The 26,212-nt window shown below is 26.1% G+C and carries 20 protein-coding genes; 4 read left to right on the top strand and 16 right to left on the bottom strand.

Annotation, left to right across the window (positions count from 1 at the left end; all coding sequences use genetic code 11):
- The first annotated feature begins 90 nt into the window (after window positions 1-90).
- Window positions 91-297 (top strand): hypothetical protein, encoded by a 207-nt coding sequence (locus BUA70_RS09655; protein WP_072896785.1) that lies wholly within the window; start codon window positions 91-93, stop codon window positions 295-297.
- A 102-nt stretch (window positions 298-399) separates the two neighbouring features.
- Here the strand turns inward: BUA70_RS09655 and BUA70_RS09650 are convergent, their stop codons facing one another.
- The 4 genes from BUA70_RS09650 to BUA70_RS09635 all read right to left on the bottom strand — a co-directional run bounded on the left by BUA70_RS09650 (window position 400) and on the right by BUA70_RS09635 (window position 6,975).
- Complete coding sequence (locus tag BUA70_RS09650; RefSeq protein ID WP_242977332.1) at window positions 400-2,163, bottom strand: flavocytochrome c; 1,764 nt, start codon at window positions 2,161-2,163, stop codon at window positions 400-402.
- Between the two features lie 376 nt (window positions 2,164-2,539).
- Window positions 2,540-3,934, bottom strand: a complete 1,395-nt coding sequence (locus BUA70_RS09645) for a DUF5808 domain-containing protein (RefSeq protein WP_072896783.1) — start codon at window positions 3,932-3,934, stop codon at window positions 2,540-2,542.
- 584 nt (window positions 3,935-4,518) lie between these two features.
- On the bottom strand, window positions 4,519-5,814 hold the full coding sequence (locus BUA70_RS09640; protein WP_072896781.1) for a M18 family aminopeptidase: 1,296 nt from the start codon (window positions 5,812-5,814) through the stop codon (window positions 4,519-4,521).
- 57 nt (window positions 5,815-5,871) lie between these two features.
- On the bottom strand, window positions 5,872-6,975 hold the full coding sequence (locus BUA70_RS09635) for an N-acetylmuramoyl-L-alanine amidase (protein WP_072896779.1): 1,104 nt from the start codon (window positions 6,973-6,975) through the stop codon (window positions 5,872-5,874).
- 225 nt (window positions 6,976-7,200) lie between these two features.
- Here BUA70_RS09635 and BUA70_RS09630 point away from each other — a divergent pair, with 225 nt between their 5' ends.
- Window positions 7,201-8,385 carry a cation diffusion facilitator family transporter gene (locus BUA70_RS09630; protein ID WP_072896777.1) on the top strand — a complete coding sequence of 395 codons (1,185 nt, stop codon included), beginning with the start codon at window positions 7,201-7,203 and terminating at the stop codon, window positions 8,383-8,385.
- Between the two features lie 143 nt (window positions 8,386-8,528).
- Here the strand turns inward: BUA70_RS09630 and BUA70_RS09625 are convergent, their stop codons facing one another.
- From BUA70_RS09625 to BUA70_RS09605, 5 genes are all read right to left on the bottom strand, one after another.
- Window positions 8,529-9,386: a CAP domain-containing protein gene (locus BUA70_RS09625; RefSeq protein ID WP_072896774.1), complete on the bottom strand. Its 858-nt coding sequence runs from the start codon at window positions 9,384-9,386 to the stop codon at window positions 8,529-8,531.
- Window positions 9,387-9,527: 141 nt separating this feature from the next.
- A complete protein-coding gene (locus tag BUA70_RS09620) occupies window positions 9,528-11,375 on the bottom strand; it encodes an LTA synthase family protein (RefSeq protein ID WP_072896772.1) in 1,848 nt (615 codons plus the stop codon).
- Window positions 11,376-11,821: 446 nt separating this feature from the next.
- The gene (locus BUA70_RS09615) at window positions 11,822-12,544 is read right to left on the bottom strand and encodes an amino acid ABC transporter ATP-binding protein (RefSeq protein ID WP_072896770.1); all 723 of its coding nucleotides are present in this window, start codon (window positions 12,542-12,544) and stop codon (window positions 11,822-11,824) included.
- The gene (locus BUA70_RS09610) at window positions 12,531-13,187 is read right to left on the bottom strand and encodes an amino acid ABC transporter permease (RefSeq protein WP_072896769.1); all 657 of its coding nucleotides are present in this window, start codon (window positions 13,185-13,187) and stop codon (window positions 12,531-12,533) included. The genes BUA70_RS09615 and BUA70_RS09610 overlap by 14 nt, the downstream gene beginning before the upstream one ends.
- 76 nt (window positions 13,188-13,263) lie before the next feature.
- Window positions 13,264-14,082 carry a transporter substrate-binding domain-containing protein gene (locus BUA70_RS09605; RefSeq protein WP_072896768.1) on the bottom strand — a complete coding sequence of 273 codons (819 nt, stop codon included), beginning with the start codon at window positions 14,080-14,082 and terminating at the stop codon, window positions 13,264-13,266.
- A 219-nt stretch (window positions 14,083-14,301) separates the two neighbouring features.
- Between BUA70_RS09605 and BUA70_RS09600 the strand changes: the two genes are divergently transcribed.
- Both BUA70_RS09600 and BUA70_RS09595 read left to right on the top strand, forming a co-directional pair.
- Window positions 14,302-15,396 (top strand): PRK06851 family protein, encoded by a 1,095-nt coding sequence (locus tag BUA70_RS09600; RefSeq protein WP_072896767.1) that lies wholly within the window; start codon window positions 14,302-14,304, stop codon window positions 15,394-15,396.
- Between the two features lie 486 nt (window positions 15,397-15,882).
- Window positions 15,883-17,334, top strand: coding sequence for a DUF2334 domain-containing protein (locus BUA70_RS09595; protein ID WP_072896766.1), 1,452 nt, complete (start codon window positions 15,883-15,885; stop codon window positions 17,332-17,334).
- 91 nt (window positions 17,335-17,425) lie between these two features.
- On the opposite strand, the gene BUA70_RS09590 is transcribed toward BUA70_RS09595, so the two are convergent.
- The 7 genes from BUA70_RS09590 to BUA70_RS09560 all read right to left on the bottom strand — a co-directional run bounded on the left by BUA70_RS09590 (window position 17,426) and on the right by BUA70_RS09560 (window position 26,094).
- The gene (locus BUA70_RS09590) at window positions 17,426-19,555 is read right to left on the bottom strand and encodes a HelD family protein (protein WP_072896765.1); all 2,130 of its coding nucleotides are present in this window, start codon (window positions 19,553-19,555) and stop codon (window positions 17,426-17,428) included.
- Between the two features lie 95 nt (window positions 19,556-19,650).
- Complete coding sequence (gene ftsH / locus BUA70_RS09585; RefSeq protein ID WP_072896764.1) at window positions 19,651-21,750, bottom strand: ATP-dependent zinc metalloprotease FtsH; 2,100 nt, start codon at window positions 21,748-21,750, stop codon at window positions 19,651-19,653.
- A 52-nt stretch (window positions 21,751-21,802) separates the two neighbouring features.
- Window positions 21,803-23,197, bottom strand: coding sequence for a dipeptidase PepV (pepV, locus tag BUA70_RS09580; RefSeq protein ID WP_072896762.1), 1,395 nt, complete (start codon window positions 23,195-23,197; stop codon window positions 21,803-21,805).
- Window positions 23,198-23,280: 83 nt separating this feature from the next.
- On the bottom strand, window positions 23,281-23,823 hold the full coding sequence (lepB, locus tag BUA70_RS09575; protein ID WP_242977333.1) for a signal peptidase I: 543 nt from the start codon (window positions 23,821-23,823) through the stop codon (window positions 23,281-23,283).
- Complete coding sequence (locus tag BUA70_RS09570; protein ID WP_072896758.1) at window positions 23,811-24,041, bottom strand: DUF3006 domain-containing protein; 231 nt, start codon at window positions 24,039-24,041, stop codon at window positions 23,811-23,813. Before BUA70_RS09570 ends, lepB begins: the two co-directional genes overlap by 13 nt.
- A 168-nt stretch (window positions 24,042-24,209) precedes the next feature.
- Window positions 24,210-24,899, bottom strand: coding sequence for a beta/alpha barrel domain-containing protein (locus BUA70_RS09565; protein WP_072896755.1), 690 nt, complete (start codon window positions 24,897-24,899; stop codon window positions 24,210-24,212).
- Window positions 24,900-25,083: 184 nt separating this feature from the next.
- A complete protein-coding gene (locus tag BUA70_RS09560; RefSeq protein ID WP_242977334.1) occupies window positions 25,084-26,094 on the bottom strand; it encodes a fused DSP-PTPase phosphatase/NAD kinase-like protein in 1,011 nt (336 codons plus the stop codon).
- Window positions 26,095-26,212 lie beyond the last annotated feature (118 nt).

The following is a 26,212-nucleotide window of genomic DNA, read 5'->3' as shown; positions in this document are numbered from 1 at the left end:
CCTTACAATAATTACTTAACATCTTTTATTATCTTTTTTCAAATAATATATTTATAAAGTTGTTAATTTATAAGATAGGAGATGGTAAGTATGTCTAAAAAAAGAAATATTTATTTACCAAAATTACGTTCTTATTATAGTCCTTCTAAAGAAGATCTTAGATGTTATTCTGCTAATGGTAAAGGTTATGTAACCATTCCAGATCCAACTAAAGATCCTGTAGTTAGTAACAATATTGCAACTTGGGAGTTTGATTATACAGATAGTTTATTTGATGATAATTTAGATTTATTTTAAATTATTAGTTTTTAATTTTTATATTATATAAGATTTTTCTATAAGAAAAATAGGGAATCTAAAAAAGATTCCCATTTTTAAATTAAAATCATAATTATGATTTTACTCCTTATTACTTGCACTTTCACCAGCAACTCTACCAAAGACTGTTATATCTGTTATAGCATTTCCACCTAATCTATTAGTTCCATGTATAACTCCTGTAACTTCTCCTGCTGCATATAATCCAGGTATCACCTTATTATTAACATCTAACACTCTAGATTTTTCATCTATAACAATTCCTCCCATAGTATGGTGAATTGAAGGTACTGCCTTTTCTATATAATAAGGTCCCTTTTCTAAAGAAACAAGTTTTCCTCTATGATTAAAATCTTCATCTTTACCATTTTTAGCAAAGGTATTTACTTTTTCGACTGTCTTTTTCAATTGACTTTCATCTATATTAAAGAATTTTGCTGCATCTTCTAAGGTATCTGCTTTATGTAATAATCCTTGTTTTTCTAACATTGCATATTCATCTTTATGTGTATTTATTGTTTTACTTATATTTTCAATATCATCATTCCATAAAACATATCCGCATTTATTAGTTTGATTTAATATGGCTTTAGAAATAACGTCCCTTCTTTGTAACTCTTCTACAAATCTGTTTCCTTCTTGATTTACTAATATAGCCCCATCAAATCTTGAATCTGCAACAAGTGATATAACACCTGTTTTAGGATTACATATAGGATATGTTTGTATATATTCCATATTCATAAGCTTTGCTCCAGCTTTTTCTGCCATAACTATACCATCACCAGTTGTTCCTGGAGTATCTGTTGTCATATACTTCTCATCATATTCTGGATTATATTTCTTTCTCATTTCAACATTTGAACCAAATCCTCCAGTTGCTATTATGACACCATTTTTAGCTTTAAATGTTAGGTCTTGACCTGCTGTGTTTTTAGCCTTAACACCAGTTACTCTACCATCTTCTACTATTAAATCTGTAACTTCTGTTTCTAATTTTACTGGTATTTGCATTTCATCTGCTTTTAGTTTATATTTAGTCATCATCTCTTCACCAGTATGACCTTTTGGTATAAGTGCTCTTTTTACACTATGTCCACCAAATTGAAAAAGTTGATCTTCTATAAACTCCACATTTACAAAATCCTTTAACCATTCCGCAGCATTTTCTGCATTATTAGCAAGTTCCTTTATCATATTTGGAACTCCTTTATTATCTCCACCTTTAACTGTATCTTCATAGTATTTTTCTATGCTATCATTTATTCCAAGCTTCTTTTGAACCCAGTTATTAGGTGCATTCATTTCTGCTCCAGAAATTAAGGTATTACCTCCTATAGATGGCATTTTTTCTAATATAACTACACTTGATCCAGCATTTTTTGCTTCTAATGCGGCACCAAATCCTGCACCACCTGAACCTATAACAACTACATCATATTCTTGTTCTGTTTTTTCCTCTTTCATATGCTCTACTGAATACTTTTTATTGCCTTCTATTTTTACTCCAGCTTTTTTAAGTGCATCTTGAACTGCATTTATGTATCCCTTAGATGTTTCAGTTGAACCTGAAATAGCGTCTACATTTGAACTATTATTACAAACCATTGTATTTTTTAGTTTGGTAAATACTGGCTCTGATAATACTTCATTTTCATTAGTTTCAATAACTTTTATATCTTTTATATTGTTATTATCCACTTGAACTTGAACTTTTATTGCCCCATGCTTTCCATCAGCTTGTCCTTCATAAGCGCCATTGGCAGACTTATTTCCACATCCTACAAATACTGATGCCATTAATGAAATAGTTAGCGAAGCTACTAATAATTTTATTTTTTTCACTAAGACCCCTCCCTATTAAAAGCTTTTCATTTCATTAACAATCTTAACTCTATATTCCTTAAATTTCAATATAATTCAATATATTATAATTAAGAGTGATTATTAATTTAATAATATAAATTTGTAATATATAATAATTTTCGCAAACTAAGCCTTAAAATATATTGTTTTTTTAAAAATGTTTAACAATTAGTTAAAATTATATTAATTTTTTTGTGACTTCATTAACAATTATTGTTGCTGTTTTGTAATAAATTGAATTTTATATTTACAAAGAATTAACTATTTAGAGTAATTATTTTTTAATATAAAATAAAACTAGCTTTTGTTGTTATATTAAAATTTATTAATAACAAAGCTAGTTTTACTAATTTTTTTAATTGTTATATATTAGAGTTTTCTTTAATTTTTTATAAAGTTTCATCGTTTCATCTTCATTATCTAAATTAATATATATATGATTTCCTTCTTTTAATATTATTTCAATACAAGGTAATTCACTATTCTCTATATAAAGTTTTGCATCACCTATAAATTCCAATTTAAAATAACCATATTTTTTATTACCAATAGCTGCTCCATTAGTTCTTATATTAACCTTAGGTAAGTTATCTAAATACTCTATGTTTTTTATATTTTTATAATTTATATTACTAGAATATATTCCCTTTACCTCCAAATTATTTTCTGTTAAATTAACTTGAGACCTCATCATCTTAGGAATTATAAATGTAGCACCTAAAGATCCTATTATTATAATTGCAGTAATTATAGTAAATATCTTTCCTCCTATAGTACCTAAATTTACAGTCATGCCCATACCATCTCTTTTTTCCACCATAAAGTCTGGATCATTAGGATTATAATAAATCATACCCATTAAATAATTATCATCATCATCTCTATTAATTGCTACTCTCTTACTATTAATTTCTTCCTCTTTAAAATTTTCTTTTATCTTGTTAAACTTTATTAACTGTACACAGTTTACTATTAGTATTATTAATGTAAATCCTAGAATTATAATAAATATTGGTATAATAAATCTTGATGATATAATATCTAAAATAGCAAAATTTATAAATGTAAATAAAAACATAATAAAAACTTCTGTGACTAAAAGCATCTTCATTAAATAACGCCTAATTATTAATTTTTGTTTTTTTAAATGTTCTACATCTCCACCATTAAAATTAACCTTTGTTTTTATTATTGCTTTTATAGAAAGGTGCATTGTTATAAATAACATTACCTGAATTATTAAAATTATTATTCCATTAGTATTATTTTTAGTAAAGGTAGCTATAACATTAATCCATAATATTGCTATAGGAACTATAATCCACTTTTTATTTAATGATTTAGCTATATCACTTCTTATTTTTAAATCTACATATTTTATATTATCCTTAGTTAAAAGCTCTTTCCAATTGTTTTCCTTTTTAATAGCTTTTACTCTCCTATATACTATGTAATAACATATATTTGCCAAAATTAATTGACTAAATAATGTACCTATCAAAACCGTTGCTGAATATTCTTCTGATACTAAGTTCATAGCTATTATCCAAAATACAGAAGATATAGACCAAACTATTAACCACATTCTATTGTATCTTTTTTTCTCATACTGAAGTTCTTCTTTTTTCTCATATCCTAAAGGAATTCTTATTCCAAAAAATACTCCATTATTTAAATTCATCTGCATAATTAAACCAATTATTAAACTAAGTATAATAAAAAATATATTTAATCCCATAAATAATAACATACAGTTCCCCCTTATCTATATTATCTCATAAAATACCTCATTAACTATAAATTACTTTTAGAATATCCCTTTAATATACTTTATGAAATTTAAATTTTGAAATCATCTTTTTATTTATTAAAAAATCTTTCTTTATCTTTATTAAATCACAATATTAAATATAAAAAAACTTGAAGCTCTATTTTAATTTAAAAGCTCCAAGCTAAAACCTATAAGAATATATTTTACATTCATTTTCTTACCTAGCCTTATTTATTTTTATTTACTTTTTTAAATATTATATATTCTATTAATGCAGCTCCTCCTAAAATACCTATCAAGATAACTCCAGCACTAAAGCTCATAATATCCTCCTATTTATATTAATAAAAAAATTTTATTATGTAAATTGCATATTTTTTTTAATAGAATATATTTAATAATATTTTTAAATTTTAATAGTAAAGAATCCTAACTACATTCATTTTAAATGTATATATATTATTATATGTATGACCTGTAGTTTCTGCTAATTAATTATAAAAAATAAGCTTATATAACTTAATAAAGTTACATAAGCTTATTTTTATTGTAAATTTGATTTTTTATAAATTATAAAATTCTTCAAATGATTTTACACAATAATAGTGATCTTTAACTCCACCTAATTCTCTTATTGAATGCATAGCAAGTATTGGAGTTCCCATATCTACAGAACGTATATCCAAATGTGTTGATGATATTGGTCCTATTGTTGAACCACCTCTTAAGTCTGACCTATTAGTAAACTTTTGAACTGGTACACCTGCTTTTTTGCATATAAGTTCATATACTGCTGATGAATCTGCATCTGATGTATAGCTTTGTGATGCTGCAATTTTAATAACAGGCCCCTTATTGATTACAGGTCTTAAAATTGGATCATGCTTTTCGCCTACATTAGGATGTACTGCATGAGCTAAATCTGCTGATATTATAAAAGATTTAGCTATTGCTCTAAAGAAATCTTCTCTATTTTTTCCAAGACAAACTATAATTCTTTCTAATACATTTAATAAAAGATTAGAATCTGCTCCTTGTTTTGTAGAACTTCCTACCTCTTCATTATCAAAGCATACCATAACATTAGTACCTTTTGTTATAGGTGCATTTATTAATGCTTCTGTCCCTGCATGAACCATTGATAAATCATCTAGTCTACCTGATGATATAAACTCATTATTAGGTCCCATTATAGTTCCTTTTTCATACTCATACAAAAATAAATCAAAATCTACTATATCATCCTTTTGGATATTTAATTCTTTTGCTACTAAATCTGTTAAATATCCTTCTTTTTCTAAATTTTCATTAATCATTGCTAATAATGGTAGTGTGTCTTTTTGACGGTTTATTTTAAATCCATCATTAACTTCTCTGTTCATATGGATAGCTAAATTAGGAATTACTAATATAGGTTTATTTATGTTTACTAGCATAGTTTTAGGGTATAATATATTTTCTCCTTTAACTATTACTCTTCCTGCTATACCTAAAGGTCTATCAAACCAAGTATTTAATATGGGTCCACCATATACTTCTGTATTTAGCTTTAAATATGCACCTTCTGCAACCATTTCTGGTGATGGTTTAACTCTAAATCCAGGAGAATCTGTATGAGCTCCTATTAATTTAAATCCTTCTTCTTCTAATTCACCACTACCTATTGTAAATGCTATTAATGCTGAATTATTTTTCTTTACAAAGTATTTACCTGCCTTTTCAATTTTCCATTGTTTATCATCTTCTAACTCAATAAAACCATTTTTCTTAAGTTTGCTACTAACATTTTTTACTGCATGGAAAGCTGTTGGACTTTCATATATAAAGTCTATAAGTTGTTGTGCTATTTTTTGTTCCATACTGTTCACCCCATTTTTATTTTATTCTCATTTAATTATACTACTTTAAAATGTTTTTTACATTTTTTCTATATATTGTTTTTTAACAAAACCTTCTTTTTCTCCATCATCTGTACTAAATTTTACTCTATACCAGCCCTTTACCTCTTCTTTTATTTTAACTCTTTCACCTAAAAGAAGATAAGAAATAACATTATAGTTGTTTCCAGCACCAGCTCTTACTCTAAGATTAGTTGAAATATTTGAAACCTTACCTCTTACAGTGCTTTTATCAGATAGACTAGTAGTACTTTTATTAGTACTTATATAATCCTTTAAAGCATATCCTTTTATTCCACTGTCCAAAACCACCTTATACCAATTTCCTTCTTGGCTTTCAACTTTTACTTTTTCTCCATTTAAAACATATGAAATAACAGAAGATCTTTCACTAGGATTTTTTCTGATTTTAAGATTAGTAGATATATTAACTACTCTTCCTTCCTTATTAATATTTTTAATATCTTGAGAACTTACACTTTTAATAGATTTTCCTCCTGATATAGCAGACTTAAAATAAGGCCAAAGATAAGGCTTGTCTACCATCATCATTTTAGGACAAATCTTTCCAGATGCATCATGATGTCTTATAACATTTTCTGCTGGAATACCATACTTATTCATTAAATGTTTTGTTAAAGATATTCCATTTTCCACTGTTTTTTCAAAGTTGTTATCTGGATTTACACATAATTCTATTGCTATTGTATTAGAGTTATTAAAAATAGAATTTTTTCCATCTCCAACATGCCACCCTCTCCAACTCTCTTCTAAGCACTGTATTATATTGCTATCATCTACCGTATAATGAGCGGAAGCTTTTGCATTTAAATGATTAGCAAAATAGTTTCTATTAGCTAATGCATTAGCTCCAAAGTCTCTATTGTCTGTATCATGTATAACTATATATTTAGGTGTTATATATGCTCCCTTTGAATAATTATTTTCAACTAACATTTTCTTAACTCTTATTCCATTTATTAAAGGACCATATTCATAACTTTTAACTTTTGTTTTATTAGTGCTTTTTTGAGCTGCAAAAACATATTCATTATTTATTAATGAAAATCCAGCAGTTAATGTAGATGTTAAAATTAATGCAGATATAGTCTTTTTATTCATATATTTCTCCTTCTTCATTATATAAGTAATTATATTATAGCATTTAATCTATTTTATTTAAAATATCTCTTATTTTTAAAAGATAAATTAATAAATTTAATTATAAATTAATTAACAATTGATTGTTTTCTTATATTTATGTATATAATTAAATAGTAATATATGATAGTATAAGAGTGAAAACTTTACATAATTAACCTTTATAGAAATGGAGGTATGACTTTTATGATTAGTAAATTTTTGGTAAATAAATTTATTAAAAATAATTCTGATGTGGAAGATGAAAACGTTCGTGTATCTTATGGATACTTAGGTGGTATTGTTGGAATTATAATAAATTCTTTACTTTTTATAATAAAGGTAGTTGCAGGTCTTCTTAGTGGAAGTATAGCAGTTTTAGCTGATGCTTTTAACAATCTATCCGATGCAGCATCATCTATAATAACTATTATAGGCTTTAAATTATCTAAAGCTCCTGCTGATAAAGAACATCCCTTTGGTCATGGGAGAATAGAGTATATATCCGCTTTAATAGTTTCATTCATGGTGATAATTGTAGGTTTTGAGTTTATAAAAACATCTATATCTACAATTCTTAATCCAAAGCCACTAAAGTTTGAACTTATCCCCTTTATTTTAGTTTTAGTATCTATAGGCTTTAAACTATGGCTTAGTAAATTTAATAAATTTATGGGTAATAGAATTAATTCTACTGCTCTTAAAGCGGCAGCTTTAGATGCAATGGGAGATGTTTTTACTTCTTCTGTTGTTGTCTTATCATTATTAACACCTATGTTTACATCCTTGCCTATCGATGGATATGTTGGAGTTTTAGTTGCTTTAGCAATATTATATTCCGGCTTTACCTTAGTAAAGGATACTATTGGTCCACTTATAGGAGAAGCACCATCTCCAGAACTTGTAAAAGCTATAACTGAAGGGGTTTTATCTTATGATAACATTACAGGAGTTCATGACTTAATTATTCATAATTATGGACCTGGAAAGTGTATGGCATCAATACACGCAGAAATTCCAGCATCTATAAATGTAATGAAAATACATGAAATTATAGATACTGCTGAAAGAGAATTATCAAAAAAACTTAATATTTATTTAGTTATACACATGGATCCTATATCTGTAGAAACTGAAGAAATAAAAGAAACTAGAAAAGAAATCGAAAAAATAATCAAATATAATCCTTTAATAAAATCATTCCATGATTTTAGAATAATAGGAGAAGGAGACCATAAAAATCTTATATTTGATGTAGTAGTTAATCCAAATACATTAAACAAAATTATGAGTGAAGATGAATTAAAAGCTCAAATAATTTCAGAAATGAAATCAATTCATCCTGACTATAACTGTATAATAACTATAGATAATGATTTCCATGAAGTTTAGAAATAACTATTATAATCAATTAAAATAAAAATTATGATTAAAGTTTTTGATATAAAGTAAATCCACAGTAAATCTTTAAATTTAAATATTTACTGTGGATTATATTTTTATTGTAGTAATGTTTAAATAAATTTTATTAAATGTTATTTGTAAAACTCTTGTGTTGCATAATATGTATTTCCTATTTTATAAACTCCAACACCAATTGATTGATATTCTGATGATAATATATTTGCTCTATGCCCTTGAGAATTCATCCAATTATTCATAAATTGATTAGCAACGGTAGCATTATCTTTTTCACCTGTAATATATGCTATATTCTCTGCCCAAGCAGAAAATGAAACACCATCTTTAATCATTTGATCTTTTATATATTTGCCATCTGGATCTTTATGATCAAAATATTTTCTATCAGACATATCTTTAGATTTTATTCTAGCGTATTTTTCCATTGTTTTATTATAAGTTAATGGAGCTACGCTTGCTTTTTTTCTCTCTTCATTTACCTTTTGAAATATAAGCTGTTCAACTTCTCCTATATACCCATCTCCATTGTTTTTATTTTCTATATTTTCACTTTTAGGAACAATTTCCCCTGGGTTAACTCCAGCCTTTGATTGAATATTTTCTTTAACAGTTGAAGCCTTTTCTTTTATTTTTTCCGGAATATCTTGAATATTAGTTTTCTCTTTTATTTTATTTGGATCTATATTATTAGCTATATTATTGTTTTTAGGATTATTTATATTAGGCTCAGTTACTTCTAATTTATTATTTACACTAGGTGGATTATCAATATTCTCTTTTACCTTTTCTTGTTCTAAGTTCTTTTCACTATCTTGAGGACTCAAAATATTCTGTTCTTCATCTTTTTTTATATCATTTGTAATTTTGTTATTTGTAATATTATTAGATTTCCTATAGTAAAATACTCCAGCAAAAATTACTACTAATAAAGCTATAGAAATAATGCCTACTATTGCCTTGTTTCTATTCATGTTTACTTCCTCCTATTTTATTAAATTTAAAAAATTATGCTATTCAGTATAGAAATTCTATACCGAATAGCATATTTAAATTATCTTATATTTATTATGTTACATTTAATATAAAAATATTATTAATTTTATATCTATATTTTAATTATTAAAATAATTTCCTGTAATTATTTTATTTGCTACATCTAAACTTTGTTTTACATGATTTTCTTCTTCTTTTGATTTAGTCTCTCCTTTAACTTCACCATTGTTTAATATAGATGAGTTTCTATTTGTATTTAATAAATTTCTACCCATTATTTTGCCTTCTAATTTATTATCATCAACTCCTAAAAGATATGATACAGTTGGGTAAAAATCTATTTGACCACCTGCTGCATTTATTGTTTCTCCATTTATACTAGGATTATAAATTATAAATGGTATCTTTTTATCAAATTCTTGCCACCAGTCACCTTCTAATTTAATATCTTTCAACTTATCATTATAGAATTTATGAACTCCTGTATGGTCTCCATATATCATAATTAATGTATTATCTAAAAGTCCCTCTTCTTTTAGTTGATTTACAAATGTAGCTATTTGCTCATCTACATATCTAACACTTTGAAAATATGCACCTAAAATTGTATCATCAAACTCCTTAGGTAATTTTAAATACTTATATTTTTCTGGCATTTCAAATGGTCCATGACTTGTTAATGTTGCAAAAAAATTATAAAAAGGTTGTTTTACATTTTTTAATTTAGTAGCAATTTGCGTCATAAATGATCTATCTGAAAGACCTAAGCCAATCACTTCATCTTCATTAAATTTAGATATATCCCAACTTTCTTGGAATCCAAACATTCCTTTATGAGCTTCTGCCCAGTTCCAACTACCTGGCTCTTCTGCATGAGCAGATACTGTTGTATATCCCATTGAAGCTAAAACTTTAGGGAAAGAAGGTAAATTTACCCAAGGGAATTCATATACAGTAGCACCTTTTCTTATAGGTAATATTGATGTATTTACCATAACATCGCAATCAGAACTAGTTCCTGAATTATTCTGCTCATAAATATTATCAAAGTATAAGCTATTTCCTAGCATTTTGTTTAGATTAGGAGTTATTTCCTGTCCATAAACTTTTTGACCTATAACAAAATTCTCTAAAGATTCTATTTGTACTGCAATAACATTTTTTCCTTTAAACATACCTTTAAATTTATTATCTGGTAAGTTCTCTTTATTAGCTTCTAACCAATTAGAAATTTCTTTTTTATCCTTTTCTGATAATTTAACTTCTGGTTTACTTATTCCATATTTATATATATCATAATAGTGAAATCCTAAAGGACTTAAATTTGACATAGTTTGAAACGGTGCCCAAGCTGTTTGAAATAACATCTTTTTTCCTTTAGTTCCATCTATTACGTCTATATAATAATGTGACCAAGCTATTATTCCTATTGAACCTACAAAGGTAACAATAAATGAAATCCATCTTCTTTTTGCATCAACAAAAACATTTTTTATTAAATCTTTTTTAATTATATGTTTTAAATCTATTAACACAAAAACTGCTATTATGTCTATGAAAAATACTATATCTACAGCTGATGGTAATATTAGATTTTTTCCTAATGGATTAAATAACTCTCTATGCAAAAGTTGTCTTACTGATAGAAATGTACCATTAGCTCTAAAGTACCAAATATCTAATAAAAGCACTACAGATACTAATATGTCTATTACAAAACAATATTCTCTTCTTCTTTTTTTAAATAAAAATCCAAAAGATAAAAGTACTACTATAAAAGCTATATGTGCAAGCATTGGTGGACTTTGAAAATATGCCCTACCAAAATCCATAGATGTTGAATTAGGCGTTCTAAGCATTGATAAAAAACATATTGATTTTATCATTAATACAGCAAAAGTTATTATTATAATTCCATAAGAATTAATAATATTTTTAAATAAATCTTTTAATTTACTTGTACTCATTAGTATACTCCTTATCACCTTTCCTATTTTTGTAAAGTATTTTATTGTTATTATTAATAAAAATTTTTATAAACCAATTATATATTAATAAATTTGTATTTTCCACTAAATGTTGTATATATGTTATTAACCTATCCTTTAATTAGATTACTTAATAACATATATTTAGATTATTTATTTCCAAAATTAATCTATGATTTTTAAAAATATTATACTTATTTTTAAAGTAATAAATTAACACCTTAAAAATTCAATTACATAATATTTTAAAATTAATGTTTATTATCAATAATTATAAAAGTGCTTTCTAAAATATTTTAAAAAGCACTTAGTCACTAAATTTAATCTTATATTTATAATATTTTAAGTTTTTTTCAATTTATCTATATTATAACCTCTTATAAAAATTTAATTTTCTCTTATATCTTTTTCATTTAATATTATATTTATAATACTTTTGATAAAAATTCTTTAGCTCTACTACTTTTAGTATTTGAAAAAAACTCCTCCGGAGTCCCATTTTCTAGTATTCGTCCATTATCCATAAATATTATTCTATCTGCAACTTCTTTTGCAAATCCCATTTCATGAGTTACAACAATCATGGTCATTCCTTCTTTAGCTAAATCTTTCATAACATTTAAAACTTCTCCAACCATTTCTGGATCTAAAGCTGATGTAGGCTCATCAAATAACATAACATCTGGTTCCATAGCTAAAGCTCTTGCTATTGCTATTCTCTGTTTTTGTCCTCCAGATAAAGATCCTGGATATGAATTTGCTTTTTCTTCTAGTCCAACTTTTTTTAGTAAATTTAAAGCTAATTTTTTAGCTTCTTCTTTTCCTTTACTTTTTACTTTCATTGGAGCAATAATCAAGTTTTCTAACACTGTTTTATGTGGAAAAAGATTAAACCCTTGAAATACCATACCCATCTTTTCTCTTATCTTATTTATATTGATTTTTTTATCTAAAAGATCTTTGCCTTCGAAAATTATTTCTCCTCCATTAGGCTTTTCAAGAAGATTAAGACATCTTAAAAATGTACTTTTACCTGAACCACTTGGCCCTATAACAACTAAAACTTCCCCTTTTTTTATATGATCATCTATGCCTTTTAATATAAGATTTTTTCCAAAGCTCTTTTTAAGTTCTTTAATATATATCACTAGTCTTCAATCTCCTTTCCATAAGTCCTAATACCTTTGATAATGTAAATGTCATTATAAAATACATTATTGCTGCAACTATAAGTGGTTCAAAAGGTTGTCCAGTTAATCCTTTTACAGTATCTGATTTATACATTAATTCCCCAATTCCTATAATAGATACTATTGATGACTCCTTTATTATAGTTATAAATTCATTACCTAAGGCTGGTAATATATTTTTAAAAGCTTGAGGTATTATTATATATCTCATAGTTAAAAAACTACTCATTCCTAAGCTTCTCGCTGCTTCAGTTTGTCCTTTATCAACAGCATTTATACCTGCCCTAATTATTTCTGCTATATATGCCCCGCTATTTAATGATAGTGTTATAACTCCAGCTAAAAGATCAGGAATTTCTATTCCTAAAGAAGGCATTCCATAATAAACTATGTATAATTGTACAAGTACCGGTGTTCCTCTTACAAACTCTATATAAACTGACGCTATTCCATTTAAAACTTTATTTTTGGAAATCTTCATAAGACTTAAAATAAGCCCTAATATTGTTCCTAATAATACAGTTAAAATAGCTATAATAAGTGTATATTTTGCTCCTTCTATAAAAAAATTTAAATATTTATTTAAAAATCCAAAATCCATATCATTTCTTTATGTAACTCATAAAAAATATCCATCATATAAGGTAAAACTAAGCTACACTTTCCTCCCCTTTGTATTACTCTACTTGCTTATTAGACTCAACAACAAATTTATCTATCTTTCCTGTTTCTTTTAAATTATCTAATACTTTATTTGCTTCATCTACTAACTCTTTAGATCCCTTTTTAAATGCAATTGCTGATCCTTGCTCTCCATCTTTAACTTCTAATTTAAGATCTGTTAATGATAAATCCTTATTATTATTAACATAAAACTTAGCTACTGGAACCTCACATATTATTGCATCTATTTTTTTATTTTTAAGTTCTAATACTAAATCAGTTAATTTTCCTAATGACTTTACTTCTGCACCTTTAATTTGCTCATTTGCTAATTCTTCTTGAACTGTCCCTTTTTGAACACCAATTTTATGTCCACTTAAATCATCAATATTCTTTATTTTATTTTTATCATTTTCTCTAACAATAATGCCATGAACTGCAGTATAGTAAATATTTGAAAAGTCCTTATTTTTAATTCTTTCTGGTGTAGGATTCATTCCAGCTAATACCATATCTACTGAATTAGAATCCAAGGCAGCTAATAATCCCTTAAAATCCATATCTTTAATCTCAAGGTCTAATCCCATATCATTTGCAATCTCTCTTGCTATGTCTACATCAAATCCAATTATCTTATCTTCTCCATCTACAACTTTATGGAATTCATATGGTGGATAATCTGCACAAGTTCCTAAAACAAGCTTTCCTGATTCTTTAATTTTTTCCACCTGATTACTTTTATTACTTTTGTTGCTTCCACAAGATACCATACTAAAAACCATTATTCCAACCATTGATACTGTAAATATTTTTTTTAATAAATTCTTTAGCATTTGTATTCCCCCTATTATTTTATATAGATATCATTGCATAATAATACCTATAATAATATTATTATTCATCTTTTTCTTTGATTTATGCATAATTATACACTATTAAATTATATTTATGCAATATCTTTTTATAATTATTTTTAAAAAAACTTTTTTTTAATTCATTTATTTAAAAATTTTTCATATTATAATCTATAGTAATCTTAAGGAGTTATTTTAATGATTATGGAAAAACATGTTTTCCCTGGAGGAAATACATCCAATGGATTTCACTCTTTTTATGACTATATGATAGATAAGGAAACTGCAAATAAAATATTTATTTTAAAAGGTGGCCCTGGAACTGGGAAATCGTCTTTAATGAAGAAAGTCGCTAACTATTATTTATCAAAAGGATATTCTATAGAATATCATCACTGCTCATCTGATAATAATTCTTTAGATGGAATAGTAATATTAGAATTAAAATTATGTATATTAGATGGTACATCTCCTCATATTGTTGATCCTAAATATCCAGGTTCTGTAGATGAAATTATAAATCTTGGCACTTGTTGGGATGAAGAAAATATAAAATCTTCAAAGAAAGAGATTATAGAATTAAGTAAATCAATAAAAGAATATTTTAATAGAGCATATAGGTTTTTTAAAAGTGCAAAATCTATTTATGAGGATTGGGAAAACTTTAATAAAAATGCTTTAAATACAGCTAAACTAGATAACATTATATCAAAACTTAGTTTTTATTTTCCTATATTTAACGATACAAAAAATAGAGGAGATGAACGTCATCTTTTTGCTACAGCCTTTACACCTAATGGAATAATAACTTATGTGGATACTTTATATAAAGAATATACTAATATAACTGTTCTTTCTGGAGAGCCTGGTTTAGGTAAAAGTACTGTTTTAAGTTCAGTTGCACAGGCTGCTTTAAAATCAGGCTTTGATGTGGAATTTTATCATAATCCTCTTGATCCTAATAAATTAGAGCATATTTTTATTCCTAAAGCATCTATGGCAATATTAACTTCTAATGAATTGAATAAAAAATCCTTTAATTTTAGTACAATAATTATGGAGGATATCTGTAATAAAGATATATTAATACAAAATAGAGTAGAAACAATTTATGATAGACTTAAATTTGAAGAACTTATAAAAAAGGGCTTAGATTGTATAAAAGAAGCTAAGTCATTACATGATAAATTAGAAAATTATTATGTTCCTAGTATGGATTTTAAAAAAATTGATCAAATTTGTAATGACATAATAGACCGATTTAACAAATACGACTTAAAATCCTTAAATTAAATATTACTGAATTTTTGTTTATTAATTATTATACTCATATTTAATATAATATTTTAAAAATTTATTTAAATAAATATTTATTATCTTAGTAACAAATATTTAAAGGTTATGAATTTATCCAATTATAATTTGGTAAATTCATAACTTTTATTTTGAATAGAATTTAATACTATAAAAAATATTATAATAAAATTTATTTTAAAATAAATTATTACTATAACCGTTATATACAAGAAATATTTAAGTATTAATACATAAATTTGTTAACTATATATAAACAAAAATATAAAATTATAGGTTAATCAAAACTAATTTCCTCTTGAATTCCTCTTATAACAAGGCCTAATATAAAATTATAAAGATGAATATATTATAAATAATTATTTATAATATATTCATCTTTATAATAAATTCATTGATGTATAATTTAATTAAATATTAAATTATACATATTTTTTGTGATTTTTAGGTTTAAGAGGAGGAAAAATGCAGAAAAAAGTCTTTATCCAAAGAAACTTATTTGTCTTATTTATAGCATGTTTATCAATATTTTTATTTATATTCCCAAATAAAATATTAAAATCAAAGTTCTTTGTAAACAGCGGTTATGCTAAAAGACAATCTGCTAAAATATTTTTAGCTAATTTAAAATCAGAACATTTAAAGGATGTGAAAGAAAATCTTTTTAATGAAAAAAATAAAAGCAATATTACTTTTATTGTTAATAACAATCAATTAAATTTTCAGAATGGAATTTATAATTATCAAAATAGATTATATTTACCTGTAGATGAAATTTTATCTTACTTAGGATATAAGGTTATCTTAAACAAAAATAAAGCTGTTATTAGCAATGAGTATCAAAATGTTTCTATTAACTTAAATAAAAGTACTTTTAAAAAGGATAATGTAAATAAGCATTTAAGAGGAGAACATGGAATCTATAATAACCATTTATATCTCTCTTTAATAGATATAAATGAAATAGCTAATTTAAAATGTAGCTGGAATACAAAAAATAATTCCATAACTTTATTTAAGCGTAAATTAAACGATCAAATTAAAGAAATTGATTTCAAAAAAGAAGCAAAAAGTTCAGAAAAAAAATATCCTTCTTTTATAAGATTAGAAGATGTAGTTGCAGGAACCGTTTATTTAAACGATGATAATTTAGAAAAATTTAGGGCTATTGGAGATTTTCTAGAAAGAAAAGGTCAAAGATTTCATATTGCCTGGATTCCTAGATATGTAGATCCTAAAAATAAAATAGATAATGATTTAGCAAATAATATAAGTCCTATAAACACTGAATTTTTATATTCCTTAGATTATGCTATAAATCGTGGTGGAATACTTGGACTTCATGGCTATACTCATCAATACGGCAATGAAGTTAGTGTCATAGGTTCTGAATTTACAGAAGAAAATCATCTTTCTGCAAAACAAGAAAGAGAAAGAGTTCAAGAAGCTATTAAAGATGCTGTTAAATTAAATTTACCTTATAAATTCTTTGAAACTCCACATTATAGAAGTTCTCAAAGATTCCAATCAATGCTTGAGGAATATTTTAACTATGTATATGAGCCATGTATCGGTTTATGGAATAAAAATATTATAACTAGTAGAAGAAACAATTTAACAAAATTTATTCCTGCACCTTTAGGTTATGTTGAAGATAGAAATGTACAGGATATGATAAATAAAATAAGGAATAATAAAAGTGAAACTGTGACAAGCTTTTTCTATCATCCATCAAAAGAATTTGATGATATTTTAGTTAAAAGAGATGAAGCTGGTTATCCTTATTGTGACTATAAAGAAACATCTATGTTAAAAGCTTTATTAAAAGAACTAAATAAAGATGGTTATTTCTTAGAGTCTATAACTTGTGAAGAAGATGCAAATGAATCATTATATAGTTATAATGAAAATAATTAAAAAATCATAGCGAATAAATTTATTTAATATTAAAATCACAAAAAAAACTATGAAACTAAGATTTAAATCTTAGTTTCATAGTTTTTTATTGTTATTCTTTAATAACTGCTAATCTATGAAGTGCTCTAGTAGCCATTATATAATTTACTAAATCTTCTTCATAGTGATTTTTTTCTTCTTCACTATTTATATCTGCTATTATAACTCCATCAAATTCTAATCCTTTTGCATAATATGATGGAATTATTACTAAACCACCATTATAAATAATATTTTCATTAGAGAATTTTATTATATTATTTTTCTCTCTTAATTCTTTATATATCTTTTCTATATCTTCAATATTTCTTGTAATAACTGCTATACTTTCTAATCCATCTTCTTTAAAATCATGAATTTTTTCATTTATAGATTTTATAAAATCATCTCTTTCTCGTACTTTTACAACTTCTACATCTTTTCCTTTTCTTACAAGGGGAACTATTTTATCATCTTTTAAATATTTATTTGCAAAATCCATTATTTCATAAGTAGATCTATAACTTTTATTTAATTCATAAATATCTGTTTTATTAAAAAGTATATTATTTAAAGAAATCATTGCAGGGTTAGAATCTCCAGATATAAACCTTTGATTTTTATCTCCTACAATAGTAAAACTATTAGCTCCTGTAAGTTCTTTTATTATTTTAAATTGAAGTAATGTATAATCTTGACCTTCATCTATAACCACATGTTTTATTTGATCTTTAGATTTCTTATCTTCTAACTTTATCATCATATAAAGAATAGGTGCTAAATCATCTATAGTTAATTCTTCATTATCATTAAATTTACTATTATATAATCTTATTATATTTTCCCTTTTTATCCACCTTTCTAAATCTTCTCTTGAATTAATTACTTCTCTTACAATTTCTCTTATTTTCAATCTTTTTCTAAATTCAATATCATTAGATTCTATCAATAATTGATCTTTAGTCAAAGATTTTTTATATTCTTCTATTTCCTTTTTTAACTCTCTTACTTTTTCGTCCCTTTTATCCTTTATTTTTGATATTAAAACTCTCTTTATTTTTTCACTTCTTTTAAACAAAGGCATATAACCATAGTATTTATTAAATAGCTCTTCTATTTCTTTTAATGATATTATCTCTTCACTAAAATATTTAATCGGCTCAAACTTAAAATAATCTTCATTCATCTCATCTATATATTTATCAAGTTCTTTTATATAATCTTCACTTCTTTTTCTTTTTACCTTCTTTATAAAATTCTGATCCCCTGAAAGAATTTTTTCCATATACTCGCCAAAATCCATAACATTAATATCTTCATCTATTTCTTCTAAAGCAAAGTTTAAAAATGTTTGTTGCTTTACACCTACTTCTCCAAGACTTGGTAATACCTGAGATATATATTCTATAAATATAGTATTTGGGCCAAGTATTAAAACCCTATTTTCTAATTGCTTTCTATAATTATATAAAAGATAGGCCACCCTATGAAGAGCAACTGTTGTTTTTCCACTTCCTGCAACTCCATTAACTATTACAGTGGTATTTTTGTCTTTTCTTATAATTTCATCTTGTTCCTTCTGAAGAGTAGTTATTATATCTTTAAGTTTTTCATTAGAATTTTCACTTAAAACCATTTGAAGTATATCATCTTTAATATCTAAAGCTGAATCAAACATACCTTTTAACTGACCTTTTTTTATTATGTATTGCCTTCTTCCTAAAATATCAACATCTATTTCCCCTGCTGGAGCTTTATAGGAAGCTTTGCCTATGTTTCCATTATAAAATAAGGATGCCACAGGAGCTCTCCAATCCACTATTAAAGGATCAAAGGTTCCTTCTGGTGTTACCCCAAATCTACCTATATATAAATTATCTACTGTTTCTTCATCATCCTCTGTAAAAGTTATTCTTCCAAAGTAAGGTGAATCTTTTAATACTGTAAGTTCTTTTAGTCTTCTATCTATAGTTTTAAAAGCTTCTTCTTTTACATACTTTTCATGGTCAAAATATTCTATTAAAAGATCTTCATCATCCTTATATTCATCTACAAAATTTTTTCTATATTCTAGTATATAATTTATTATATGTTTTCTTTTTGATATATAATTTAAAATTTCATCATTTAAAATATTAAGTGTATCTTCTAATTTTCTTTCTTCAACTAATAATTCTACTTCTTTTGAATTATCAAGATTCATATTATCTTCCTTCCTTTTTAAGTTTAATCAACTTATAACATAAAGTAATCAAGCAATGCTTAAAGCATTGCTTGATTATTTATTGTAATAGTTTATTACTTTTCTTCATCAGTATCTACTTTTTTGTGTTCTTCATTTAAAGTATGATCTTCTGAAGACTCTAAGTAATTTTTTATCTCATCATTAACAGAAGAATTATTTCCGTCTAAATCTACTGTTTCTTCATGAATTTGTTCTAAGACTTTTTTTTGATCCTCTAATTTTTTAATCTCTTGAGCTTTTCTTTGAAGCTCTTCTCTTTCTGCAATTCTTTCAGCTAAAATTTCTTTTTTCTTAGCTTCTATTTCTGCTTTTTTCTTTTCTTTTTCCTCTACTTCTTTTTTCATTTCTGGATATTTTTCATATATAAATTCCATAAATTCATTACCAAGTAAAGTTTCCTTTTCTAAAAGAGCTTCTGATATTTTACTTAAAAGATCTCTATTATTTTTTAATATATCTATAGATTTTCTATGACATTCTTTAATAATAGCTAAAGCTTCTTGATCAATAATCGCAGCAGTTTTAGCAGAACAGTTTTGAACTGGTCTACCATCTAGGTATCTGTTGGTTACTGACTCTAAAGCCATCATATCGAATTTATCTGTCATACCATAAATTGTAACCATACTTCTTGCTGATTGAGTTGCTCTTTCTATATCATTTGATGCTCCAGTTGAAATAGTATTAAATTCAACTTCTTCTGCAGCTCTACCTCCAAGTAAAGTAGAAATTTCTGATAACATTTCTTCCTTTGTTACTAAGTATTTATCCTCTTCTGGCTGCTGCATAGTATAACCTAAAGCGCCCATAGTTCTTGGAACTATTGTTATCTTATGAACTGGATCTGTATTCTTAAGAAGAGCTGCTACTAATGCGTGACCTACTTCATGGAAAGCAACAATTTTCTTTTCTTTTTCAGATAAAATTCTATCTTTTTTCTCTTTACCTGCTATTATAACTTCCACTGCTTCTTCTAAATCTTCTTGAATAACTGTTTTTCTATTATGCTTAACAGCTCTTAAAGCAGCTTCGTTTACTATATTAGCAAGATCGGCTCCTACAGCACCAGGAGTACTTTTTGCAATTGAAAGAAAATCTACATTATCTGCTAATCTAACATCCTTTGCATGAACTTTAAGTATAGCTTCTCTACCTTGAAGATCTGGTCTATCCACTATTACTCTTCTATCAAATCTTCCAGGTCTTAAAAGGGCTTTATCTAAAATTTCTGGTCTATTAGTTGCTGCTAATATAACAACACCTTTAGAGGAATCAAATCCATCCATTTCTGAAAGAAGTTGATTTAAAGTTTGCTCTCTTTCATCATTTCCTTGTATTGCTCCATCTCTGCTTTTACCTATAGCATCAATTTCATCAATAAATACTATACAGGGAGCTTTTTCTTCTGCTTGCCTAAATAAATCTCTTACTCTAGCAGCTCCCATACCTACAAACATTTCAACAAAATCTGAACCAGACATTGAGAAAAATGGAACTTTAGCCTCTCCTGCTACAGCTTTTGCAAGTAATGTTTTTCCTGTTCCTGGAGGTCCTACTAATAAGGCTCCTTTAGGTAATTTTGCTCCTATTTCAGTATATTTATTAGGATCATGAAGAAAATCTACAATTTCTACTAAAGATTCTTTTGCCTCTTCTTGTCCTGCCACATCTTTAAAAGTTTTCCCTGTTTCATCTTCTGCATATAATTTTGCTGTATTTTTGCCAAAGGACATTACTCCTCCGCCCATTTTCTTATCCATTCTTCCGAATAAAAGTTTACCTATTAGAAAGAAGATTAAAAGTGGTAAAATCCAAGATAATGCTATATCAAGTACACTAACACCATTTGAAATTATTCCATTATAGGTTACATTAGCTGTATTTAAATCTTTAATTAAGTCTGGATCTCCTACATTTACAGTATATAAAGTTTTACCTGCATATTTAGTATCTTTTTTAGGCTCTATTGTTATCTTATCCCTTGCTATTTGTACAGCTTTAACTTGATCGTCTTTAAGCATTTGGTTAAATTCATTATATGGAATTTCCTTAGTAGTCATAATTGTTCTAGTATAATTAACCATAAAGATCATTCCTAAAACCATACTACCATAAATTAAAATGTACTTTAGTTTTTTATTATCTTTGAACATACTACACCTCTCTTCTACCTACGTACATTATAATCATCTTTAGTTTTAAAAATTATTTTGCTAATTCGTATATTGCATTACCATATATTTTAGCACATAACATTAATTTATCTAAATCTATAAATTCATTTGGTTGATGCATTACATCTGGATCGTCATCAAATACTGGTCCGAATGCAACTATATTCTTGACTTCTTTTGCATATGTTCCTCCACCAATAGCTAGAGGCTCTATTTTTTGTCCTGTTAACTCATTAAATACATTTTGAAGTTTTGCAACCATTGGATTATCTTTATCATAATATAAAGGTTTTGTATCATCTACAACTTTTATTTCCATTCCGGTTCCCTTTATTGCCTCTTTTACAGGGTTTATTACATCATCTATAGTAACTGTAACTGGATATCTTAAGTTATTTACTAAAGTTATATTTTCTCCATCAAAGTTTAACATACCAGCATTAAATGAAAGATCTCCTGATGGCTCATCAGATAGATTACAACCTAATCCTGTTCCCTTAGTATCAAAACCTATATTTTTATTTATGAATTTTAAATATTTTGCTAACTCTGTATCCTCTGTTGATATATCTTCTAATAATTGAGACATTGCCATTACAGCATTTTTACCTTTTTCTGGTGTACTTCCATGAGCTCCATGACCAAAACATTTAACTTTCATCTTAGCATCTTCTAAAGCACATTCAAATTTAAAGCCTATCTTCTTAGCAAGATTTTCAGCTTTTTCTTTTATATCATCTAATTTATCACCTTTTATTACAGTTTCACAATAATCTGGAACCATATTAGGTCTTATTCCACCTTTTATGTACTCAACTTCATAATTTCCTAAAGAACCATTACATTTTTTCATTAAATTAAATGTAGTAATTCCTTTTTCAGCAAATATAACCGGAAACTCTGCATCTGGAGTAAATCCTGAAACTGGTGCTTCTTCTTTTTTTACATAGTACTCCATATCATGTGATCCTGTTTCTTCATTAGTTCCAAATATAACTCTTATTCTTTTTGTTATTGGTAATTTTAAATCCATTATAGCTTTTGCACCATATAATGCTGCTACTATAGGCCCCTTATCATCAACAGCTCCTCTACCATATAACTTTCCATCATGAATTTCTGCTCCATATGGTGGGAAATTCCATCCATCTCCCTCTGGAACTACATCTAAATGACCTAAAACTGCTACATGGTCTTTTCCTTCACCAAATTCAGCATAGCCAGCATAACCATCTACTGTACCTGTTTTAAATCCTAATTCTTTTGCAATTTCAAGTGCTTTATCTAAAGCTTTTGCAGGTCCCTCTCCAAATGGTTTACCTTCTAAAGGTTCTCCCTCAACACTCTTAATTCTTATAAGTTCTTGTACTTTACTAATTAGATCCTCTCTATAGCTTAAGATTTTTTCGTCTAATTGTTTATTCATGTACTCTCACCCTTCCATTATATATATATTATAAAATTTTATTGTGTCAACTCTGTTACTATTAATGAAAATTTTTTAAAATCTTAATTAACAAATCCAAACCTATTAAATGGATATACTCTTAATCCAGCTTTTGCACTAATATCCTTTCCATCTATATATGGATTGTTCCAATAACGCGCATCCTGTGAATCTGCCCTATTATCGCCAAGCATCAGATATTCTCCTTCTGGAACTACAAAGCTTGCTTTTTTATCACTTGGAAATTTTACATAAGGTTCATCTAATAGCTTCCCATCAATATAAACTTTTCCATCATCTTTGATTTCTACTTTTTCTCCTGGAAGTCCTATAACTCTTTTAATTAATCTGTCATTTAGTTCGTGAGAATAAAATACTACTATATCTCCTCTTTTTATTGACTTAGGATTATATATTTTAGTTACAAAAATTTGGTCTCCAGGCTTAATAGTAGGCGACATCGAACCTGTTGGAACTGATACTTTAAATATTAAAAATTTGTTTATTAATAGAGTTAAAACTATTGCTGCTATGATTGGAATCATCCAGTCAAAAAAGAATGATTTAATGCCATTATTTTTTTCTTCGCCCATTATTCTACCCATAATCCTTTCACTAATTCTTCTATTTCTTTTTTTCTTTTTTTAGTAAGATTTTCATCTATATAATATAAAGAATTCTTTTTTATAATAACTGAGCCTTCTTTTATTTTTCCTATTATATATTTTATATTAATATTAATCATATTACCTTTGTTATCTTCACATACGGCTATATTGCCTTCTACTCTATCTATTATAAACTTATTAGAGTTATATTGCATTATTTCACCTCTGTTTTTTCAGAATATTGTTCATAAATCCTCTTTAAATAGTATACCATAGTGTAATATTTTTTTATATTTTATTTAAAATAATTCTTGCATTTTAAATATTTAAAATTTAAAAACAAAACTTAATAAATAATTATTTTATTAATAAAATTTTGTTTATTATTCTCCCCTATATTTAAGCATAATCTTACTAAATATTTCACCAGCTGTAGGAGGAGTATAAGTTATTGCATTTGCTCCTGACAATATGGTTTCTTTTATTGTCTCTTCTGTCGGCCCTCCTGTAGCTATTATAGGGAAATCAGGAAATTCTTCCCTTATTCTAGAAACTATAGAAGGAGTACTTTTACCACCAGAAACATTTAAAATAGTTGCTCCAGAATTAATTCTTTCAGCAAAATCATCTTTTTCTGAAGCTATTGTAACTATAACTGGTATATCTATAGATTCATATAATTTTTTTATTATTTCATTTGAAGTAGGTGCATTAACAACAACTCCTGCAGCTCCCTTAAACTCTCCATCTAAAGCTAAATTTAAAACTCTTCTTCCTTGAGTAATTCCTCCTCCAACTCCACAAAATACTGGAACATCTGCAGCCATAATAATACTTTCTGTGATTATAGGTTGAGGAGTAAAAGGATAAACTGCAATTATAGCATCTGCATTAGTATTTTTTATAATGGCTACATCTGTAGAAAATAATAATGATTTTATTCTTTTGCCATTTATTATTATTCCTGTAGCTTCTCTTATTACAAGAGGTAATCTAATCATATGGTTTCTAAGTGAGCTTGTAATTGCCGGTACTTTTTTACCATCTTTAATTATAATCTTGCTATTTTCCATAAAAACACCCCTTTATACTATTACTAAATGATATTCATAGATTACTATATATTGATTTATCCTAAATTTATATATTTTATCTCTAAATTAATATATAGAATAGAAATCTCTATAAAAATTTTAATTATTCCTTATATTAACTATATATTTTTTATATAAATTATCAAATAAAAAACTTAAAATTTTATGCAGTTTTTTCATATTCTTTACTTTTAATCCAACTAGACCAACTAGTTTTAAAGTTATCATTATTTTCACGAGAATAATTATAAAAATTCTTTAAAAAATTCCATCTCTCTTGTGAATAGTTCTTATAATTAAATTTATTATTTTCCTCTACAATTAAGTTCTGCCCTCCAAGTAATATTTGTCTCTTCATTATATCTTCAAGACTAACATTTTTAGAATTTTTCACTATATCATATATCACCATAAAAGTAGTTGTTCTTCCTAATCCACGTTTGCAATGAAAATGTAACCAAGAATTAGGCTTTAAATTTTTTATAAAATCTACGAAATAATCTACCTTATCATCTGTTGGTCTTTCATTATCAGTAACAGGTATTCTAATATAAGACATATTCGAACTCTCAACCAATTGTTTTTCATTTTGAACCTTTTCAGGAATTATTAAATGTTCATTATTATTATAAATTGTAATAGGGTTTCCAATAGAAATTGAATTTAACTTTTCATTTTCATCAAATATAACCTGTTCTTTTGTAAGCCCCTTATTAGCTTTATTCTCAGCATTCTTCCAACTTACTGCTATGCCATTAATAAAGCCATGTGATTCCTCTCTTAAATCCACAATATATATATTAAATTTATCATCTATAGATTTCTTTAAAAGATACATACCATTTTCTGAAAATTGAGCACTACCTGATTCATTTAAGGTATCTAATCCTTTTAAATTTAAATCTTTATTTTGTAAAATACCAATGCTATCACTACTCTTTCTAAAGTTATCAGGAAGTTTATCACTATTTTTAGAATCTATAACTAATCTTAAACTATTAAATTCATTTAAATAACCTTGATTGTTTAAACTCCCCTTAGAAATTTCATCAGCAATATAACTAAAACATTCAATGTTATTTAGCTTTTTTAATTTGTTTTGTAAATGACCTCCCATTATATTAGTAATTAATGCAAAAATAATAATAAATAAATTAATTTTTTTAACTTTCATCGTCTTTTACTCCTAACTATAAATTAATTTAATATTATTTTTTTCATAATTTCATATACAATTCTTAATTTTCATAATATTAATATATTATTTGTGAAATATAATAGAAAATCATTCC

Source organism: Clostridium fallax (genome assembly GCF_900129365.1).
GTDB classification, from domain to species: Bacteria; Bacillota; Clostridia; order Clostridiales; family Clostridiaceae; genus Clostridium_AH; species Clostridium_AH fallax.
This window is presented reverse-complemented; position numbering and strand designations above follow the sequence as displayed.

Excerpts from the sequence above, each read along its gene's own strand:
- BUA70_RS09630 (WP_072896777.1), top strand. The coding sequence starts at position 7,201 with ATGATTAGTAAATTTTTGGTAAATAAATTTATTAAAAATAATTCTGAT.
- BUA70_RS09625 (WP_072896774.1), bottom strand. The coding sequence starts at position 9,386 with ATGAATAGAAACAAGGCAATAGTAGGCATTATTTCTATAGCTTTATTA.
- BUA70_RS09565 (WP_072896755.1), bottom strand. The coding sequence starts at position 24,899 with ATGGAAAATAGCAAGATTATAATTAAAGATGGTAAAAAAGTACCGGCA.
- BUA70_RS09620 (WP_072896772.1), bottom strand. The coding sequence starts at position 11,375 with ATGAGTACAAGTAAATTAAAAGATTTATTTAAAAATATTATTAATTCT.
- BUA70_RS09605 (WP_072896768.1), bottom strand. The coding sequence starts at position 14,082 with ATGCTAAAGAATTTATTAAAAAAAATATTTACAGTATCAATGGTTGGA.
- BUA70_RS09590 (WP_072896765.1), bottom strand. The coding sequence starts at position 19,555 with ATGAATCTTGATAATTCAAAAGAAGTAGAATTATTAGTTGAAGAAAGA.
- BUA70_RS09595 (WP_072896766.1), top strand. The coding sequence starts at position 15,883 with ATGCAGAAAAAAGTCTTTATCCAAAGAAACTTATTTGTCTTATTTATA.
- BUA70_RS09645 (WP_072896783.1), bottom strand. The coding sequence starts at position 3,934 with ATGTTATTATTTATGGGATTAAATATATTTTTTATTATACTTAGTTTA.
- BUA70_RS09560 (WP_242977334.1), bottom strand. The coding sequence starts at position 26,094 with ATGAAAGTTAAAAAAATTAATTTATTTATTATTATTTTTGCATTAATT.
- BUA70_RS09600 (WP_072896767.1), top strand. The coding sequence starts at position 14,302 with ATGATTATGGAAAAACATGTTTTCCCTGGAGGAAATACATCCAATGGA.
- lepB (WP_242977333.1), bottom strand. The coding sequence starts at position 23,823 with ATGGGTAGAATAATGGGCGAAGAAAAAAATAATGGCATTAAATCATTC.
- BUA70_RS09635 (WP_072896779.1), bottom strand. The coding sequence starts at position 6,975 with ATGAATAAAAAGACTATATCTGCATTAATTTTAACATCTACATTAACT.
- ftsH (WP_072896764.1), bottom strand. The coding sequence starts at position 21,750 with ATGTTCAAAGATAATAAAAAACTAAAGTACATTTTAATTTATGGTAGT.
- BUA70_RS09610 (WP_072896769.1), bottom strand. The coding sequence starts at position 13,187 with ATGGATTTTGGATTTTTAAATAAATATTTAAATTTTTTTATAGAAGGA.
- pepV (WP_072896762.1), bottom strand. The coding sequence starts at position 23,197 with ATGAATAAACAATTAGACGAAAAAATCTTAAGCTATAGAGAGGATCTA.
- BUA70_RS09570 (WP_072896758.1), bottom strand. The coding sequence starts at position 24,041 with ATGCAATATAACTCTAATAAGTTTATAATAGATAGAGTAGAAGGCAAT.
- BUA70_RS09655 (WP_072896785.1), top strand. The coding sequence starts at position 91 with ATGTCTAAAAAAAGAAATATTTATTTACCAAAATTACGTTCTTATTAT.
- BUA70_RS09640 (WP_072896781.1), bottom strand. The coding sequence starts at position 5,814 with ATGGAACAAAAAATAGCACAACAACTTATAGACTTTATATATGAAAGT.